Raw genomic sequence first — 18,067 nt, 5'->3', positions numbered from 1 at the left:
CTTTGTGTGCGAACAGTGTCGCACACGGTGTTGCGTGCCCCCAACGGGATTCGAACCCGTGCTACCGCCTTGAAAGGGCGGCGTCCTAGGCCGCTAGACGATGAGGGCTATCGGCCCGCCTTGCGCTTCTCAGCGCGTCGGGGACGTGAGAAGCATATGGGATGCCGGGAGGTATCGCCAAAACGGTTTATGGAGCGCTGTCGGAGGGCGTGGGGGACGGCGTCGGGGCGGGGCTGGGGGTGGGGCTCGGGGTGGGAGCCGCGCCCGGCAGGTTCTCCTCCGGGAGGTGACGGCTGACCTCGGCCGTCGTCAGGCCGAGCCCGCCGAGTTTGATCTCGTCCCAGGCCTGCAGGTGCCGGGAGTCGCGGTCGAAGTAGAGGATCGAGGCCTCGATCGGGTCCGGGTACTTCCCCTCCACCGCGCGCAGCCCGCTGCCGCCGGTGGAGCCCTCGACGCGCAGCCGGGTGCCGTTGCGCAGGACCTCCATCTCCTGGTGGTGGAGGTGACCGGAGAGCACCAGCGGCACCGAGCCGTCGACCTCCCGGGCGGCCGACGGCTCGTGCACGACGGCGACGTCCACGGGCTTTCCGGCGGTCGTCCAGTCGCGCAGCGCGGCGGCGAGGCGGGCGCCCGCGGCCTCCTGGGTCTCCTCGGCGCCGGGACCCTCGCTGCGGTCGGGGGTGAACTGCGGGTCGCCGATGCCGGCGAAGCGCAGGCCGGCGACGCTCTGGGCGCGCCCGTCGTCGAGGACGTGCACGTTCTTCAGACCCTCCATGTAGCGCTGGGTGACACCGGAGTCATGGTTGCCGCGCACCCACACGTACGGCGCCCCGAGGTCCTCGATGGGGTCCAGGAAGCCGTTCTCGGCGGCCGTGCCGTGGTCCATGGTGTCGCCGGAGTCGACGATGACGTTCACCTGGTACTGCTCCACCAGCGAGGCGACGATCTTCCAGCTGGCCGGGTTCAGATGGATGTCCGAGACGTGCAGGACACGGATGGTGGTGGGGTCCGGCTGGTAGGCGGGGAGCGTGGAGGTGACGTCGTACAGCTTCGTCACGTTGGTGACGAGGCGCGCCAACTCCTGCTGGTAGACGTCGAATTCGGTGACGATGTTGCGCGCGTTGCCGACCAGGGACGGGGCGGAGGAGAGCAGTCCGGAGAACTTCGGCTCCAGGACGGAGTCGGGGTTCCAGGTGGCGTACGCCGTCCCGCCGGACGCGGCGAGCAGGCCGAGGGCGAGGCCGCCGGCGGCGAGGGCGCGGCGGGGGCGGCGGTAGACGGCGAGGCCGAGGGCGGTGGCGCCCACGACGACGGCGACGCAGGAGCGTACGGCCAGGTCGAGGGTGCCGTGCTCGACGTCCTCGGCGACCTCCTCCTGGAGCCCGGAGAGGCGTTCGGGGTGGTCGACGAGGGCCTGGGAGCGGACCGGGTCGAGCTGGTCGACGTTGACGTCCAGGCGGACGGGGGCGTGGTGGCTGTCCAGTTGCAGGGCGCCCAGCGGGGAGACGTTGATCTTCGTGCCGCCGGTGAAGGACGGGCGCAGGGTCATCGTCGTGTTCATGGGGCCGACGGGGGTGCGGACATTGCCGACGATCAGCAGCCCCAGCCATGCCCCGAGCAGCACGACGGCCACCAGCCCGAGGGCCCGGACCCACGGGTGCGGCTGGTGGACGAGTTCCAGTGTCGGCAGGGGGCGGCGGGTGCGGTAGTGCCGGGCGAGGGTGCGCGGTGAGCGGCGTAGGCGGACCAGGACGTTCAGGACTGCGGCGGGGACGCGGGCCATTGGTCCCGTATGCCCAAGTGCGGGGGTGGATATGCGGCTGGGCCGGGGTGGACGGCGGGGGCGGGGTCCTCGGTCAGCCCCAGCCCAGTTCGTGGAGCCGCTCGTCGTCGATGCCGAAGTGGTGGGCGATCTCGTGGATCACGGTCACGGCGACCTCGTGCACCACGTCGTCCTCGGTCTCGCAGAACCGCAGGGTCGGACCCATGTAGATCGAGATGCGGTCGGGGAGCACGCCGGCGTACCACTCGCCGCGGTCGGTGAGCGGGGTGCCTTCGTAGAGGCCCAGCAGTTCGGGGTCGTCGGCGGGAGGTTCGTCCTCGACGAACACGGCGACGTTGTCCATGACCCGGGTCAGCTCGGGCGGGATCTGGTCCAGGGCCTGGCTCACGAGTTCTTCGAAGGCTTCGCGCGTCATCTCCAGCACAGGGCCATTGTCGGGGACGGGGTGCCTGGAGCGGAGGCGGGTGCGGGTGGGTCTCGCGCGTGTCCTCTTGTGGGCGGCGGGAGTTGAACGGGTTGACTCACTCGACCGCCCTCGGAGGTGGCTGCCCGTGCGCCCCTTGTACGTACCCGTCCGTCTGGCCGCCACGGTGATGGCGGTCGCCGCTGCCGCCGGCTGTATGAGTGTGGGCGACGACGACGGCGGCAAGAGTGCCAAGCCGTCGCACTCCGCCGGGCAGCGGGGCGGGGACGCGCCGGACGGCGGATCGGCGGTGTCGGGGGGGGGGGGTGGGTTCGGGGCCGCCGAGGCCGACGGCAAGCACGGCAAGAAGAAGGGCAAGGGGAAGGAGGGGGAGTCGGCGTCGCCCTCCGCCTCGGAGTCGGCCGGGGAGAGTGCCTCGCCCTCGGCGGACGTCAAGCCCGGCAAGCCGGACAAGCCGCAGCCGACCCCGACGAAGACCCAGCCGGCCCCGACGAAGACGCCCGAGCCGACCCCGACGCCGACTCCGACCCCGGACCCGCCCTCCCCGACCCCCACGGTCGCCGAGCCGTCCTCCTCCGCACACCAGGAGACCGAGCCGCAACTGGTCCAGCGCGAGCCGGCGCCCGCGGCGGGGACACCGGCGTAGGGCGGCGGGGCGGGCGGTCCTGTGGGCGGGAATGGCCGCGGGGACCGGGTGTGACGTACGTCAATGGGACCTGGTTTGCCTTCGGGGGTGTTGGGTGCGTATGGTGGTAGATCGTTTGATCCCATTGCCCGGCGCCATTGCAGAGCGCGCCGTGTGGCGCGTTCTCTCCCTTGCCGTGGCTGACCGCATAGAGGCGGTCGTATTGCGAATCACGGAGTTGACGGGCGCGTGCCGACGAGACTCCGGAAGGTTTCGCATTCGCATGTCCATTTCCAGTTCTGATCACGCCGTCATGCCCGAGAACGGCGAGAACGAGATCGTCGAGGAGACCCCCGAGGTCACCTTCGCCACTCTCGGTCTCCCGGAGGGCGTTGTGCGCAAGCTCGCGCAGAACGGCGTGACCTCCCCCTTCCCGATCCAGGCCGCGACCATCCCGGACGCCCTGGCCGGCAAGGACATCCTCGGCCGTGGCCGCACCGGCTCCGGCAAGACCCTCTCCTTCGGTCTGCCGACCCTGACGCGTCTCGCCGGCGGCCGCACCGAGAAGCACAAGCCCCGCGCGGTCATCCTCACCCCGACCCGTGAGCTCGCCATGCAGGTGGCGGACGCGCTCCAGCCCTACGGCGACGTCCTCGGCCTGAAGATGAAGGTCGTCTGCGGCGGTACGTCCATGGGCAACCAGATCTACGCCCTCGAGCGCGGCGTCGACGTCCTCGTCGCCACCCCGGGCCGGCTGCGCGACCTCATCAACCGCGGCGCCTGCTCCCTGGCCAACGTCGAGGTCGCCGTCCTCGACGAGGCCGACCAGATGTCCGACCTGGGCTTCCTGCCCGAGGTCACCGAGCTGCTCGACCAGATCCCGGGCGGCGGCCAGCGCATGCTGTTCTCGGCCACGATGGAGAACGAGATCTCCACGCTGGTCAAGCGCTACCTGACCAACCCGGTCACGCACGAGGTCGACAGCGCCCAGGGCAACGTCACGACCATGTCCCACCACATCCTCATCGTGAAGCCCAAGGACAAGGCGCCGGTCACCGCGGCCATCGCCTCCCGCAAGGGCCGCACGATCATCTTCGTCCGCACCCAGCTGGGCGCCGACCGTATCGCCGAGCAGCTCGTCGAGGCCGGTGTGAAGGCCGACGCGCTGCACGGTGGCATGACGCAGGGTGCCCGTACCCGCGTCCTGGCCGACTTCAAGGACGGCTACGTCAACGCGCTGGTCGCCACCGACGTCGCCGCGCGCGGTATCCACGTCGACGGCATCGACCTGGTGCTCAACGTGGACCCGGCCGGTGACCACAAGGACTACCTGCACCGCGCCGGCCGTACGGCCCGTGCCGGCCGCACCGGCACCGTCGTGTCGCTGTCCCTGCCGCACCAGCGCCGCCAGATCTTCCGCCTCATGGAGGACGCGGGCGTCGACGCCGGGCGTCACATCATCCAGGGCGGCGCCGCCTTCGACCCCGAGGTCGCCGAGATCACCGGTGCCCGGTCGATGACCGAGGTCCAGGCCGAGTCCGCGGGCAACGCCGCGCAGCAGGCCGAGCGCGAGGTGACCTCCCTCACCAAGCAGCTGGAGCGGGCGCAGCGCCGCGCGACCGAGCTGCGCGAGGAGTCCGACCGTCTCGTCGCCCGCGCCGCCCGTGAGCGGGGCGAGGACCCGGAGGCCGCAGTGGCCGAGGCGCAGGCCGCGGTGGCCGCCGAGGCCGAGGCCGCGTCCGTGCCGGAGCAGCCGGTGGCGCAGCAGGCCGAGCGTACGGAGGGTTCCTCCTCGTACGAGCGTCGTGAGCGTCGGGACGGCGACCGTGGCGGGTTCCGTCGCGACGACCGTCGTGACGACCGTGGTGGTCGTTCCTTCGAGCGTCGGGACAACGACCGTGGCGGGTTCCGTCGCGATGACCGCCCGGCCGACCGCGGTGGGCGTTCCTTCGAGCGTCGTGACGACCGTGGTGGGTTCAACCGTGACCGTGACGACCGTGGTGGTCGTTCCTTCGAGCGTCGGGACAACGACCGTGGCGGCTTCCGTCGCGATGACCGTCCCGCCGACCGCCCGGCCGGCCGCTCCTTCGAGCGTCGCGACGACCGTGGTGGGTTCAACCGTGACCGTGACGACCGTGGTGGCCGTTCCTTCGAGCGTCGGGACAACGACCGTGGCGGCTTCCGTCGCGACGACCGTCCCGCCGACCGCCCGGCCGGCCGCTCCTTCGAGCGTCGCGACGAGCGTGGCGGTCACCGTGGCAGCGACCGCCCCTTCAACCGTGACCGCCGCGACGACCGCCCGGGCTTCCGCTCCGGTGGCCACGACCGCCCGGGCTTCCGCCGCGACGACCACCGTGGCACCGGCACCGGTTCCGGTTCCGGCTCTGGTTCCGGCTCCTCCTTCGGGCGCCGTGACGACAAGCCGCGCTGGAAGCGCAACGGCTGACGGTAAGTAGGCAGGCCGAGCGCCGTGGTCCCCGTTCCGGGGACCACGGCGCTCTGTCGTTCGCACGTGTGCAGAAAACGCTCTCTCGGCGTGGTGGAAGCGCTGTACGATCAGCGCACTTCTGAGGGGGATGCGACGGCCGGGGCCGGGGACATCTGATGCGGGGCCCGCTTTCCTCTCGTGCTTATCGGGGAGGATCCGCCTTGCTGCGTCATGTCTTCGTACGTCGTTCGCTCGCGAGACGCACGGCTGTTGCCGTGGCCGCGTCTGCCGTACTGACGGGTGGGTTGAGCCCGTTGTCGTCGGTGGCAGTGACGGCGGACCCGGCTCAGGAGACGGTGGTGCCGGCGACGCTGGAGACCAGCTACACGCGGGCGAGTCTCTTGCACTCCGACGAGACCAACGGCGGGGACGGGGCGGGCAGCCAGGGAGTCTTCCACCGGCTCTACGACCCCATGCGGCTGGTGTGGACGCGGTACTCGGACGGCAAGTCCTTCGCGGTGCCCGCGGTTTCCGCGGGCCTGGCCACCGACGACGGGACGGGCAGCGACGTCGCGGCGTTCCGCTATCAGGACGGCCACGTCGACCTGTGGAACGCCGTCGACCAGACGATGAGCACCCTGCGGATCCCCGAGGGGCGCAGTGTGTGGTCCGGGGTGTTCGGCGACATCGTCGTCACCTTCGAGAACGTCACCGCCGAGGACGGGACCACCACGCGGGTCAACCACCTGCTGAGCGCGGGCCCCGACGGGACCGCCCGTGACGTGGTCGTCTCAGGTGTCCCCGAGGAGCTCAAGCTCGGAGGGCCGTTGCGCGCTGACGCCACCTCGCTCATCTTCAGCGGCGCGATCGACGGCACCCCCCGGTCGGTGGCCATCGACCCGCGGACCGGCCAGGTCCAGAGCTGGACCCAGGCCAGGCCCAGCGGCACCGCCTACGCCGAGCTGTCGCCCGACTACCTGGTCCAGTACGGCGGCCGGTCCGCCTCGAAGGTCTACGTGTACTCCCGTGCCGATCTCTCGGCACCCCCCGTCGAGGTGACCCTGGACGGCGCCGACGGTGTGAACCCCGCCGACGACCTCTCCGTGGTCGGTGACTGGCTCGTCCACCGCCCCGCCGGCGGCACCAAGGTGACCGCCGTTCCGATCACGGGCGGCGACCCGATCACCCTCCTCACCTCCTCCAACGACGGCATCTCCGCCTCCCCGTCCGGCAACGCCGTGGCCATCGGCCGCACCGGCACAGGCACCGACGTCGACGACTGGGGCGTCCAGCGCATCCATCCCGGCGAGGACGGCAAGCCCGTCGTCACGCCGATCAAGGCGCTGCCCAAGCCGCCGTACGAGATCCAGGGACTCGCCCTGACCCAGGGGCGGCTGGTGGTCGCCGACGAGAGCTGGGGCAACCACCGCGACACCTATGTCCGGACCGTCGCCGCGACCGGCACCCCCACCTTCGGTCCGCGCTCCTCCTACGACGGCACGGACTCGGCGCTCTACGACTGCCCGACCGCGGAGGGCGGCTGCGCCGTGTTCGGTACGGCCGACGACCGTGCGGTCTGGCTGCTGACGGACACCGAGGAGCATGACCGGATCTGGGCCGACGGGCCTGGGGCGTACGACTGGGACGAGCACTACGTCCCCGCGGGCGGACGTATCACCGACGTCTCCGGCCGGTACGTGATCCACACGACCGCGACCCAGCAGATCGTCCTCAAGCTCGACGACAGCGCCGGCCCCAAGGTCACCCGCGCCCCCGGCGCCGCCGCCCTCGACGGCGACCTCCTCTGGACACCCGGCGCGCCCCCCGGCACCGTCACCGCGTACAACCTGACGACGAAGAGGACCACCGAGACCCTGACCCTCGACTCGGGCTGCGCTCCCACCGAACTCCAGGCGCTGGGCCGCTACCTGTACTGGACCTGCGACGGCAAGGCCGGCGTCTACGACCGTACGGCGAAGAAGTCCGTGCCGGTCCCGGCCGACGAGGCCAAGCTCGGGGACGGGTACGTCGTCACGCACGACAAGCGGGCCGGGAAGCTGACGCTCACCAAGGTCGCCGACGGGACGGCGTCGAGCACGGTCATCGGGGAGCTGCCCGACACGGGCGTCTCGCAGCGGGACGTGCGCTGGACGGTGGACGAGTCGGGCGCCAACGCGGCCTACGTGGACGGTCAGGAGCAGGTGCACCTCGTCCCGTCCGGAGTCGCCCAGCAGCCGCTGCGGCTGCTGGCGCCGCCGCAGAACGCGTCGTCCGTCCAGGCGCGTGAGGTCGACACGGTGCCCGATCCCCTGACCACCGTGCTGCTGTCGAAGCCGTCCTCGGGCTGGAACCTGAGCGTGCGCAACCGGGCCACCGGCAAGGTCCACAGCAATCTCGGACGCGGCACCATGGACGCACGCGGGGAGCTCAACGTCGGATGGTTCGGCGACGACCCCACCAGGACGGGGGACGCCTTCCTGCCGAACGGCTCCTACGACTGGACCGTCACCGTCACCCCGGCGGACGGCGTCGGCGCCCCGCTGGAGGTGCGCGGCACGGTCCAGCTCGTGAAGGGCGAGCCGGTGCGCCACGACCACGTGGGCGACGACGGCTTCGGTGACCTCCTCACCCTCAACGCCTCCGGCGCGCTCACCTTCCAGCAGGGCACGGGCAAGGGCACGTTCGGTGCCAAGACCACCGGGACCGGCTGGGCCACCTCCGTCAAGGCGGTGCCGTTCGGGGACCTGAGCGGCGACCGCTGCAATGACGTGCTGGTGCGGCTGAGCAGCGGTGCCCTGCGCCTGTACAAGCCCGGCTGCGGTGCGGCGCTCAAGCCCTCCACGTCGTACACCTCGCTCGGCACCTCCGGCTGGAACCAGTACGACATGCTGACCTCCCCGGGCGACGTGACCAAGGACGGGCGGCCGGACCTGATCGCCCGCAACGCCTCAACCGGCACGGTCTACCTCTACAAGGGCACCAGCACGGGCAAGCTCTCCGCCCGCGTGAAGCTCTACGACAACTGGAAGACGTACAAGAAGGTCGTCGGCGCCGGTGACCTGAACGGCGACGGCATCGGAGACCTGCTCGCCCAGGACAAGTCCAACAACCTGTACCGCTACTACGGCAAGGGCAACGGCACCTTCTCCGCGCGCACCAAGCTGTTCACCGCCTGGGGCGGCTCGTACAACGTGGTCGTCGGCGTCGGGGACATCACCGGTGACGGCAAGGCTGACCTGGTCTCCCGGGACTCCAGCGGCAGCGTCTGGCGCAACAACGGCAACGGCAAGGGGTCGTTCGGGGCCCGGGTGAAGATCGCCAGTGGCTGGCAGGGCTACAAGGGGCTTTCCTAGTAGGGCTCTTTCTGGCCAAGTTGTGACGTGTGTCACGCCCCCGGTAAGGGAATTGCTGGGGGCATGACAGATGACCACATAGCGAGTGGGCAGTCGAAGGTCTCCGGACTCTCCGACGAGGAACGCCTTGCCCAGCTCGGCTACACGCAGGTTCTGGCCCGCCGCATGTCGGCGTTCTCCAACTACGCGGTCTCCTTCACGATCATCTCGGTGCTGTCGGGCTGTCTGACGCTGTACCTGTTCGGGATGAACACCGGCGGCCCCTCGGTGATGATCTGGGGCTGGGTCGCGGTCGGGCTGATGACGCTGTTCGTCGGGTTGTCGATGGCCGAGATCTGTTCGGCGTACCCGACGTCGGCAGGCCTGTACTTCTGGGCGCATCAGCTCGCCCCCAGCCGGACCGCGGCCGCCTGGGCGTGGTTCACGGGCTGGTTCAACGTGCTCGGCCAGGTCGCGGTGACCGCCGGCATCGACTTCGGCGCCGCGTCCTTCCTCGGCGCGTACCTGAACCTGCAGTTCGACTTCGAGGTGACACCGGGCCGGACGATCCTGCTGTTCGCGGGCATCCTCGCGCTGCACGGTCTGCTGAACACCTTCGGCGTACGGATCGTCGCGATCCTCAACAGCGTCAGTGTGTGGTGGCACGTGGTGGGCGTGGCGGTGATCGTCGGCGCGCTGACCTTCGTACCGGACCACCACCAGTCCGCGTCCTTCGTGTTCACGGAGTTCGTCAACAACACGGGCTGGGGGAGCGGGGTCTACGTCGTGGCGCTGGGCCTGCTGATGGCCCAGTACACCTTCACCGGCTACGACGCCTCCGCCCATATGACCGAGGAGACCCACGACGCCTCGACGGCCGGCCCGAAGGGGATCGTGCAGTCGATCTGGACGTCGTGGATAGCGGGATTCGTCCTCCTCCTCGGCTTCACCTTCGCGATCCAGTCCTACGACGGCGCGCTGAACTCCTCGACGGGCGCACCCCCGGCGCAGATCCTCCTGGACGCCCTGGGCGCGACCGCCGGCAAGCTGCTGCTGCTCGTCGTGATCGGGGCACAGCTGTTCTGCGGGATGGCCTCGGTGACGGCCAACAGCCGCATGATCTACGCCTTCTCGCGTGACGGCGCGCTGCCGTTCTCGCACATCTGGCACACGGTCAGCCCGCGCACCCGCACGCCGGTCGCGGCCGTGTGGCTGGCGGCTTCGGGGGCGCTGGTCCTGGGACTGCCGTATCTGATCAACTACACGGCCTACGCGGCGGTGACGTCGGTGGCGGTGATCGGGCTGTACATCGCGTACGTCATCCCGACACTGCTGCGGCTGCGCAAGGGCGAGGCCTTCGAGCGCGGGCCGTGGCATCTGGGCCGTTGGTCCCGGGCGATCGGTGTGGTGTCGGTGGTGTGGGTCGGCGTGATCACGGTCCTGTTCATGCTGCCGCAGGTCTCCCCGGTCACCTGGGAGACCTTCAACTACGCGCCGATCGCCGTCCTGGCGGTCCTGGGCTTCGCGGCGGTCTGGTGGCTGGCCTCGGCCCGGCACTGGTTCCTGAACCCCGAGCACGAGCGGACACGGGCCCGCGAGGCGGCACGCAAGGGGGCGCCGGAACCGGTTGATCCGTGATCTTTGGGTCGACTTCCACTCGCCCCGCCCCTTCCGGCGCGGCCGTGTCACCGATACCCGATCGGAGACTCGGCCGCGTCCGGCTATGCTCGGGGAGGCAACATCGCCTGGGCCCTTAGCTCAATTGGCAGAGCAGTGGACTTTTAATCCATTGGTTGTGGGTTCGAGTCCCACAGGGCCTACGGGTTGCAGGTGGGGGGTATCCCCTCTGACCTGCTGTGCAGCGTCTGAGTCGGCTTCGGTCGGGTCAGGCGCTGCTTCGTTGTCGGGGTCGTGCGTGAGCGATGCGTGAGCGGATGTGCCCATGGCCAGCAGTTGGGCTTGTCGGGCTGACCGCCTGCCGGTGCACAGTCTCTAAGGGTCTCTGAGGGCTGTCCCGTTACGCTTGTGACGCTGGTGAGGCCGCAAGTCGAGGTGTCGGGTAGCAGCGGCTGGGGCCGTAGCTCCATGGTGCTGTGTGAACGTCAGGGGCGGTCGATTGCAGTCTGGGACGATCGCGCGGTGAGTGATGCAAGGCTGCTGGCCGTGGAGGCCGTTGAGTCACACGTCCGAGCGTTCTTCAAAGGACATGCTGTGGAGGTCGTCGGCTACGACCTCGGGTCAGAACGGCGAGAGCTAGTGCCTGATCTGCGAGTTCTCGTGGTCGAGCCCGGCCCCCGCAGCGACAGCTGGGCCTATGTAACCGCCGGGTGTTGGGCCGCGATGGAGAAGCACGGTCACGGACTTGAGTTCGTCATGACCGCGCCCGTCCGCGACCAGCGGTTCATCGAGCTTATGGCGATGACCGCCTACTACCACTGCGGAGGGCATCAACTCGACCTGGAGCACAGCATGCCGATCGGTGAACCGTGGGTGCCGGGTTCGACCTGCGACCACCTGCTCATTAGCCTGCCGTATCTCCACGGCCCCGACCTTGAACACTGCCCGCTGCCTGGGGGACAGGCCCGCATCCTGTGGACCCTGCCGGTGACCACCGCCGAGATCGAGTTCCGCAGGCGGCACGGGCACGAGGCGTTGGAGCAGCTCTTCGACCACGCAGAGATCCTCCCCACCGATCCCTTCCGGGCATCGGTCGCCTGAGCTTCGGGTTTCCGGCGGTCGCCGCTCGTGATGTGTGAGGGGCCTGGCACAGCGCCTGTATGCAGGCTCACTCGTGGTCAAGAAAGACGGACGAGTCGTTTGCTTCTGAGGCTATGCCACCGCGCCAGCGATTGATCCAGCTCCTGCCGCTACTGCTGCGACCGCCGTGAATGCCAGAGAGACAATAAGGAAGCGGCCGGCATGATTGAGCTTCTCCAGCCCCTCGGCAAGTTTTGCTAGCCCGGAGAAATCAACGTGAGTTGTTTGGGGTCGTGCGCGCGGCCTTCCGGTTTCGTCTGTTTCGAACTCGGTCACCGTCTTTGGCGCAGCTGCTTCAGCGGCTTTCCGGACGGCACTGGATGCATTATCCAGGAAAGCGAAGATGACTGCTAGAGCAAGGCATATCCCAGCGCAGACTAGTGTAAATATGACGACAGTGGTGGCTACGTCTGGCACTTGAACCGATGCAGCTGCTATATCTGTCATGATTACCTCCCCGACAGGGAGAGTGGTCGAGGTAGACGACGCAATATGATTCGAATTCCAGATATCTGCTTCGGAAATGTCTCGGGGTCCACATCCGTAGGGATTATGAACGTGGCTTGATCGTGATCGGCGTCGAACGTCCAGCCGAGAAGATCACCGCTGACCCGTCGGCTCTCGGCGTAAGCCTTGATCATCTCTTCGCTGGTCGAGGTCATTCGGTCAGTCTTGCGGAAAATTGGTTCAATTGGTAGCGAAGATCCTGGATGACGCTGTAGCCCTCGTAGTCGCTTGTAGCCGGGACTCCTGCCACGACGTGGCCGATGATGCGGGCCTGTGGTTCCTGAACAGCGATGGCGCCAGAGTCCCCGAATGTCGATATAGCCTCTGTGGTCAACATCACGTTCCCCAGGACTCCGGTTTCCTCCTGAGGGTCGCCGAACGCAGGCAAGATCATTTCGATCTTGGATGTACGGCCGGTAGTGACTGCCCCATAAGACTTCACGAGATCGCCGTCTTCCCCTGTGCCTTCGGGGAAGAACTGTTCTTTGGGGTGGGTGTTGACTTGTTGCAGGAGCTCGATAATGGCGATGTCGGCTGTGGGTGTTCCGGGAGCCGTAATTTTGCTGTGCCTGGTTGCTGAGACTGTGCCAATCAATCTGGGGCCCTCATAGGCTGGAGCGCCTTCATTGGGGGCCACGTGACCTGCCGTGAGAATGCCATGTCGGCTGTCGTTGATGAGGATTCGGGCGCCATATGTTCCTGGCGTTGCTCCGCACCTGGCTTCAAGGCCAGGGAGTGACAGCAATCTCGGCGAAGGCATTCCGATGATTGAAATTTTGTTCGCCGTATCTTTATTAAAGTAATCATCGGCGACTGTGAAGCTTACCTCCCTCAAAGCTCTGCTGACATCATCTGTATCGTGAAACGGACCGATTGACCCCAGGGGCAATTTATGTTTCTTGTCGGTCTGCAGAGACACGACAACTGCAGGGTGTAGAGGGTGCTCGTCGAAGCGCACTAGGCCCACTCCCAGACAGCGACCCGTGGTGACTTTCTCCCAATCCCAGTGTTGCAAGTTCTTGGAAAGCAAGAACTGTCCTGGAGGAAACGCGTCACGGATCATTTCCATGAGTGCGGCCTGATCAGGGTGTTTCTTTGCCAGCAGCTCGAAGGAAGTCACATTTCCAGCGTGCGCCGCGCCGCCTTGAGACGCAAACGGAACGGCCGCTGGTGGGGGGCGGTGCTTCTCAGGTTGTGCTAGCGGCCGGACGTGACCGAGGGATCAGCTTCGCTGCCTTCTCGGCGATTTCACGGTCCAGCTCGGGGAGCAGGCTCGTGTACGTGTCCGAGGTCAGCGTGATGGTGGAGTGCCGCAGGGTCTCCTTCACCGCGTGGATGTCGCCGCCGCCTCCGTGCGTGAGCGTTGCGGCGACGTGGCGAAGGTCCCGCAGGGTGATGGGCGGCAGGTCGGTCGTGGCGAGGATGCAGCGGAAGGTCTCGGAGACCGTCCCGGGGTGGAGCCACGAGCCGTCTTCCTTCGTGAAGACCTTGCCGGTGTCCTGCCAGGCTTCGCCCCACTTCGCGCGCTCCTTCTCCTGGCGGGCTTTGTGGTCGCGCAGTTCGGAGATGGTCGTGCTGTCGAGCGCGATCGTGTTCGCGCTGCCGTCCGTCTTGGGCTCCGACTCGTAGGGGTCCCAGCCGTCCACCACGATCTCCTTGGCGGGCGTGATGAGGCCGGCGCCGAGGTCGATCTCGTGCCAGTCCTGGCCGACTGCCTCGCCGCGACGGAGGCCGCGGGTACCCATGAGGTGGAAGATCGCGTACAGGCGGTCGCCCTCGGCTGCGTCGAGGAAGGCGCCGAACTGCTGCGGGGTCCACACCATCACCGGGCCGGGGACCTCGCCCGTCTCACGCCAGCGTCGGACTCGCTCGTCGGTCCACAGAAGCGGCTTCGGGCGCTTGCCGGACTCCAACTCGACATGGGACGCCGGGTTGAAGGTGATGAGCTGCTGGGCGATCGCGGAGTTGAGGGCAGCGCGTAGTGTGCGGCGGATCGCCTGACGGGATGCCGGGCCGGTGATCTTCCGGAACGGCTTCATCTCCGCCAGCTTGGCCCGTTCGGCCGCGAGCAGCTTCCGCTCGGCTCCTACGGGGCGGCCGGGCTTACTCGGCTTGCAGCGGGCGATCTGCTCGCGGCGGGCCTCGTTCTCGGCCGCGATGACCTCGTTGTCGTCGGCTATCCCGTCGAACATCTCCACCAGGTGGCCGACGTTGAGGCGGTCGAGGCGTACGTGGCCGATGCGCGGCTTCAGGTGGACGCGGATGTGGGAGGCGTAGCCGTTGAGCGTGGTTTTGCGGCGCTTCTTCGCGGCGAACCACTGGTCGAGCCGCTCGCCGACGGTGAGGCTGCCACGGAGGGCCAGGCCCGCCCTCAGGCGGCGTCGGGTCTCCTCGATGGCCGGGAGCGGGGCCTTCTCGACCGCGACCTCCTCCAGCATGTCGACGAGGCGCTGAAGGCTGTCCGGGTCGTCCTTCTCCGCGAGGGTGAGCAGGGAGCGGACGTGGTCGAGGTCGGCCTGCGCGTCCTTGAGGGACTCGTAGCCGGCGCGGCTGAAGGAGCGGCGCGTGCCGTCTTCGCGGGGCGGGAGTTCCTGGCGTATGGAGTACGAGCCGTGCTTGCGGCTGGAGAGCTTGGGGCACTTCTTGCCGAGCGGCTTGCCGGTGTGGGGGTCTCGGCAGTAGCAGCGGCGGTGGGTGGAACCCTTCAAAGATCGTTCTCCTCGGTGGTGCTGGGGTCGGTCTCGGGTGGGTCGACGTCGGCGAGTTCCGGCGGCAGGTGCGGTGGGGTGCCGCCGTCTTCGCGGATGAAGGCGCGGGCACTGCGGAGCCGGTACTTGGCTTCCAATGCCCTTTCTGCGTAGTCGGCTTGGGCGAGTACGGCTTCCTCGCGTTCTGCCCGGTTGGGTGCCGTCTCGGCCTTCCAGAGCTCGTGCTTCTCGCCCTTCAGAGCGGCCAGGGCGGCGCGCTGGTGGTGAATGTGGGCACGGAAGGAACGGAGCATGTCGTCTTCCATGCCGAAGTCCTCCGTGTCGCCGGTGAACCAGCGCATGGCATCCCAGGTCCGCTCGGAGTGCTGCAAGGGGAGGCGCTGGACTCGGTCGACGTAGCCGACGGGGTAGAGCAGGCAGATCGGGTAGGTCCGCAGGGCTTCGGCGAGGACCATGACGTCGACCAGGGGCAGGTTGGCGCGGCGGCCGGATTCCATGTTGGCGATCACGTTGCGCGGGATCGGGTGGCCGATCTCCTCGCAGCGGTCAGCCAGGTCCTGGGCGCTCATGCGCAGCTCCTTCCTTCGTCTGCGGACCTCGGCGGCCACTGTCGCCATCACTTGGTCCACCCACTCCGGGACGTCGTCCTCATCCCTTCCAGCATCCAAACCGTGTTGTGTCATGCAGACACATTAGCTTCCCTAACGTTGATTCCATGGCTTGGAGACGAGCGCGATCGCCGTGTTCGCCGAGGGCTCAGTCATGGATGGAGCGCGTATGCGCGAGAACGAACTCGCTGGCCGAGTGAAGGGCATGAGCCGAGAGGAGCTGCTGGAGCTTCCCGCCGCTGTTGACCTGGAGACGGGCAACCGGGCGCTGGGGCTCGGGCGGAGCAAGGGGTACGAGCTGGCGAAGCGCGGCCAGTACCCGTGCAAGGTGCTGCGGCTGGGCAACGCCTACCGGGTGGTGACCGCCGACCTGCTGGCCCTTTTGGGGCTGGCCGCGTGAGGGCGGGGAGCTATAGCAGACCGTTCTGCGCTGAGCTGACACAGAAATGCTGGACTGTTGCCGGGCGTGGACGTACGGTCCGTGTTCCCTCGCGGTCGCCTGGTGCCCGCGAGAACGGGACGGGCCCCCGGCGGTGCAACGCCGGAGGCCCCAGCAACCCCGTACGGCCTGTGAATTACCAACCCGGCGGCAAGGGCGTGCAAGCCCGCCACCGCCAGACGAGGAGCTGCCCTGTGGAACATGCGGGAGCTGAGCCCTATTCCGACTCCAACCCGGCTTCGTGGCCGCCGGTCGCCGTCCCCGGACAGCCGGTCGACCGCGCTGCGCTGCCTTCACCGGATGTACCTGCAAGCCCAGTTGAGGCGCCGACCCCGTCGCCCGCCTCCGAGGGCGCGCAGGTCCTGGCCGACCTCCGGGCGCAGATCAAGCGGTATGTGGTGATGCCGAGCGAGGAGGCACGCACCGCCGTGACGCTGTGGATCGCGGCGACGCACCTGCAGCGCGCGTGGCAGCACGCGCCGCGTCTGGCGATCGTGGCTCCGGAGAAGCGATGCGGCAAGTCACGGCTGCTGGACATCGTGACCGAGACGGTGCGCAACCCGCTGATCACGGTCAACGCCAGCCCGGCGGCCATCTTCCGCTCGATCGACGACGAGGACCCGCCGACTCTGCTGGTCGACGAGGCCGACACCCTCTTCAGCACCGTGAGGGCGGCGGAGAAGAACGAGGAGGTGCGCGGCCTGATCAACGCCGGGCACCAGCGCAACCGGCCCACGCTCAGGGTGACCGGGCCCGAGCACAAGCCCACCGCGTTCCCCACGTTCGCCATGGCGGCACTCGCCGGGATCGGTGGTCTGCCGGACACGGTGATGGACCGGTCGGTGGTCATCCGGATGCGGCGCCGCGTGACGGGCGAGAAGGTGGCGGCCTTCCGCACCACCAGGGACACCCCCGCCCTGCACGCGATCCGCGACCGGCTCTCCGCCTGGCTCCAGCCGCTGTACGCCCAGGCGCTGGAGATGGAGCCGCCCATGCCGGTCGAGGACCGCGCGGCCGACACCTGGGAACCCCTGGTGGTCATCGCCGATCTCGCCGGAGGCGAATGGCCGGCGCTTGCCCGCACCGCCTGCCGCGTCATGACCGGCTACGAGGCCGGGCAGGACGAGGAAGGCGGCCTGCCCACCCGCCTCCTGACCGGCATCCGCCGGGCCTTCGCGGCCGAGAACGACCCGGCCGTGCTGGGCACGAGGCGCCTGCTGGAGCACCTCAACGCGGACAAGGAAGCGCCGTGGGCTGAGTACGGCGCGGGCGGTCTGACCCCGCGCGGCCTGCAACTGCTGCTGAAGCCCTACGGCATCAGCTCGTCCAACCGCCGCTTCCCCGACGGCACCCAGGCCAAGGGCTTCGCCCGCAACCAATTCCTCGACACCTGGGCCCGCTACTGCCCAGAGCCGAAGCCCGCGGTCGAGCCCGTCCAGCCGCCGGGTGAGCCTCTGCCCGGCACCGCAGCCTGACCCGACTCGACTCGTCGCACTCGTCCCCGCGCAGGTCAGCGCGGGGACGAGTGAATGACCCGCAACGAGTCATCTCGACATCACCAGGCCACTCGTACCGGCTCTGACCAGGCATGCAACGAGTGGTACGAGACACCGCACCTCCCGGCGGCCATCCCACGCCCTGCCGCCCGACCGCACTGGAGTGCCGCGCTTGACCTTCCCCAGCATCAAATTCCCCGCCGTATCGGGCGCCGCAGCGATACGCCTGGGCATTGCCCTGCTCGCCGTGTTCGCCTTCGCCCTCTCCTACGACGCCCTGCGGCAGATGGCCGTCGCCATCCACGTCCGCTGGCTCCTCACCTACGCGTTCCCTCTCGTGATCGACGGGTTCATCGCCATCGGCGTCGCCGCCCTAGTGATGCTGCGCGCTGCCCCGACGCGGTCCCGCGTCTACGTATGGATACTCGTCGGCGTCGCCACGGTGACGAGCATCTGGGCCAACGCTCTGCATGCCGTTCGCCTCAACCAGCAGACCCGCCCAGGAGATGGGCTCCGTCTCGACGACCTCACTGTTGGCGCCCTTTCCGCCATCGCGCCACTCGCTCTCGCCGGCGCCGTCCACCTCTACATCGTCATCCACCGCCACCCCACTGCTCACGGCCCTGCCGATGTGGCGCGGGATGCTGCCGACGTGGCTCCGGACACTGCCCAAGTGGCTGAGGACTCGCAATCCTCCGCCGAATCGCAGGATCACGAGCCCAGCGAAATCTCTCCGGAACGGCTTGCCCTCGCGCGCACCGCGCCGCTGGGACGCAAAGGGCGTGCCTCGCGCCGCCACATCGAAGCCACCTTCCGCAGCAGGAACTTGACCATCGGCAGGACCGAGGCGGACAGGCTCAAGGACGTCCTTCAGGCCGAACTCGACGAAGCCGCCTCCCGGCAGCAGAGGGATCGCGACACGACCCCCGCCAAGGCCGCCTGACCCTGCGCTCACGCTGA

The 18,067-nt window shown here is 68.5% G+C and carries 14 protein-coding genes and 2 tRNA genes; 9 read left to right on the top strand and 7 right to left on the bottom strand.

Annotation, left to right across the window (positions count from 1 at the left end):
* Positions 1 to 35: 35 nt before the first annotated feature.
* The 3 genes from TN53_RS18590 to TN53_RS18580 all read right to left on the bottom strand — a co-directional run bounded on the left by TN53_RS18590 (position 36) and on the right by TN53_RS18580 (position 2,207).
* Positions 36 to 108: transfer RNA gene (locus TN53_RS18590), tRNA-Glu, on the bottom strand.
* A 79-nt stretch (positions 109 to 187) separates the two neighbouring features.
* Complete coding sequence (locus TN53_RS18585) at positions 188 to 1,783, bottom strand: metallophosphoesterase family protein (protein WP_046259657.1); 1,596 nt, start codon at positions 1,781 to 1,783, stop codon at positions 188 to 190.
* A gap of 73 nt (positions 1,784 to 1,856) precedes the next feature.
* The gene (locus tag TN53_RS18580; protein WP_046259656.1) at positions 1,857 to 2,207 is read right to left on the bottom strand and encodes a metallopeptidase family protein; all 351 of its coding nucleotides are present in this window, start codon (positions 2,205 to 2,207) and stop codon (positions 1,857 to 1,859) included.
* A gap of 127 nt (positions 2,208 to 2,334) precedes the next feature.
* Between TN53_RS18580 and TN53_RS47340 the strand changes: the two genes are divergently transcribed.
* The 6 genes from TN53_RS47340 (at position 2,335) to TN53_RS18550 (ending at position 11,310) form a co-directional block, all read left to right on the top strand.
* A complete protein-coding gene (locus TN53_RS47340) occupies positions 2,335 to 2,853 on the top strand; it encodes a hypothetical protein (RefSeq protein WP_046259655.1) in 519 nt (172 codons plus the stop codon).
* Positions 2,854 to 3,115: 262 nt separating this feature from the next.
* Positions 3,116 to 5,278: a DEAD/DEAH box helicase gene (locus tag TN53_RS18570; protein ID WP_046259654.1), complete on the top strand. Its 2,163-nt coding sequence runs from the start codon at positions 3,116 to 3,118 to the stop codon at positions 5,276 to 5,278.
* Positions 5,279 to 5,583: 305 nt separating this feature from the next.
* Complete coding sequence (locus TN53_RS18565; RefSeq protein WP_234441629.1) at positions 5,584 to 8,613, top strand: FG-GAP repeat domain-containing protein; 3,030 nt, start codon at positions 5,584 to 5,586, stop codon at positions 8,611 to 8,613.
* Between the two features lie 63 nt (positions 8,614 to 8,676).
* Complete coding sequence (locus TN53_RS18560) at positions 8,677 to 10,230, top strand: amino acid permease (protein WP_046259653.1); 1,554 nt, start codon at positions 8,677 to 8,679, stop codon at positions 10,228 to 10,230.
* 109 nt (positions 10,231 to 10,339) lie between these two features.
* Positions 10,340 to 10,412, top strand: a tRNA-Lys gene (locus TN53_RS18555).
* Positions 10,413 to 10,677: 265 nt separating this feature from the next.
* On the top strand, positions 10,678 to 11,310 hold the full coding sequence (locus tag TN53_RS18550; protein ID WP_234441631.1) for a suppressor of fused domain protein: 633 nt from the start codon (positions 10,678 to 10,680) through the stop codon (positions 11,308 to 11,310).
* Positions 11,311 to 11,421: 111 nt separating this feature from the next.
* Here TN53_RS18550 and TN53_RS47335 read toward each other — a convergent pair whose 3' ends face one another.
* The 4 genes from TN53_RS47335 to TN53_RS18535 all read right to left on the bottom strand — a co-directional run bounded on the left by TN53_RS47335 (position 11,422) and on the right by TN53_RS18535 (position 15,247).
* On the bottom strand, positions 11,422 to 11,796 hold the full coding sequence (locus TN53_RS47335; RefSeq protein WP_159038157.1) for a hypothetical protein: 375 nt from the start codon (positions 11,794 to 11,796) through the stop codon (positions 11,422 to 11,424).
* Positions 11,797 to 12,007: 211 nt separating this feature from the next.
* Positions 12,008 to 12,976 (bottom strand): hypothetical protein, encoded by a 969-nt coding sequence (locus TN53_RS47330; protein ID WP_159038156.1) that lies wholly within the window; start codon positions 12,974 to 12,976, stop codon positions 12,008 to 12,010.
* A 67-nt stretch (positions 12,977 to 13,043) separates the two neighbouring features.
* Positions 13,044 to 14,564 carry a site-specific integrase gene (locus TN53_RS18540; protein WP_046259651.1) on the bottom strand — a complete coding sequence of 507 codons (1,521 nt, stop codon included), beginning with the start codon at positions 14,562 to 14,564 and terminating at the stop codon, positions 13,044 to 13,046.
* The gene (locus TN53_RS18535; RefSeq protein WP_046259650.1) at positions 14,561 to 15,247 is read right to left on the bottom strand and encodes a helix-turn-helix domain-containing protein; all 687 of its coding nucleotides are present in this window, start codon (positions 15,245 to 15,247) and stop codon (positions 14,561 to 14,563) included. Before TN53_RS18535 ends, TN53_RS18540 begins: the two co-directional genes overlap by 4 nt.
* A 94-nt stretch (positions 15,248 to 15,341) precedes the next feature.
* On the opposite strand from TN53_RS18535, the gene TN53_RS18530 reads away from it, so the two are divergent.
* From TN53_RS18530 to TN53_RS18520, 3 genes are all read left to right on the top strand, one after another.
* Positions 15,342 to 15,572: a hypothetical protein gene (locus TN53_RS18530; protein ID WP_003999991.1), complete on the top strand. Its 231-nt coding sequence runs from the start codon at positions 15,342 to 15,344 to the stop codon at positions 15,570 to 15,572.
* 233 nt (positions 15,573 to 15,805) lie between these two features.
* Entirely contained in the window at positions 15,806 to 17,086 is a 1,281-nt protein-coding gene (locus TN53_RS18525; protein ID WP_199924605.1) for a DUF3631 domain-containing protein, read from the top strand.
* Positions 17,087 to 17,279: 193 nt separating this feature from the next.
* A complete protein-coding gene (locus tag TN53_RS18520; RefSeq protein ID WP_234441628.1) occupies positions 17,280 to 18,050 on the top strand; it encodes a DUF2637 domain-containing protein in 771 nt (256 codons plus the stop codon).
* The last annotated feature ends 17 nt before the right edge of the window (positions 18,051 to 18,067 follow it).

Origin of the sequence: Streptomyces sp. WM6386, assembly GCF_000972385.1 — a bacterium.
Lineage (GTDB): Bacteria > Actinomycetota > Actinomycetes > Streptomycetales > Streptomycetaceae > Streptomyces.
Note: the sequence above shows the minus strand (reverse complement) of the source record. Positions and strands in the feature narration are given on the sequence as shown.